The following is a 705-nucleotide window of genomic DNA, read 5'->3' on the forward strand; positions in this document are numbered from 1 at the left end:
ACGCCCAGGTCATCATCAAGGCTGGCGAGACCAGCGTGCAGTACACCCACGATGCGCAGGGTGACGACGTCTACCAGGATGCCGGCGAAATCAGCCTGGGTATCAAGACCGCCGAAGACGCCAAGGGCACCGTTTTCGAGAACCTGCAGTTTGGCGGTGATGCGTCGGTAAAAGTTACCGACACCATCAACGAAGTGGTAGCCAAACTGACTGCCACGCCTTCGGTGAACGAAGGCGGCGAGATCACCTACACCATCACGCTGACCAACAAAGACGGTCTGCCGATCAACAACCATTCGGAACTGTTCTTCAAACTGACCGATGGCACCACGGTTGTTGTGCCGGCCAACAGCACTACTGGCTCGATCACCGTTACTGCTCCAGACAACGTGTATGTGGGCGCTAACGAGCCCGTGGTCAACGCCATCGAAGCGGCCAGCGGCGCGGATGCGTGGAAGTTCGAGAACCTGACCCTGGACAAGACCGAGGTCAGCACCACCGTTACCGACGAACCAGGTACCCCAGGCAACGAAGGGGACATCGTCAAGGTCACCATCACTGCAGACCAGGTGTCTGTCGCTGAAAACGTCAAACCGACCTTCACCGTGCACATCAACACCGTGCTGGCGCATGACCTGACCGTGACCCTGAGCAACAACGCGGTTGTGACCATCAAGGCTGGTCAGACTTCGAGCGAGCCGTACG

Annotated in this window: 1 protein-coding gene; it reads left to right on the plus strand. The window is 58.3% G+C overall.

What is annotated here, in order from left to right:
- Positions 1 to 705 (plus strand): immunoglobulin-like domain-containing protein (locus HP547_RS29125; protein WP_372243028.1); only part of this gene is annotated, 705 nt, incomplete at both ends.

It is taken from the genome of Pseudomonas sp. CM27 (assembly GCF_013179515.1).
Classification (GTDB): Bacteria; Pseudomonadota; Gammaproteobacteria; order Pseudomonadales; family Pseudomonadaceae; genus Aquipseudomonas.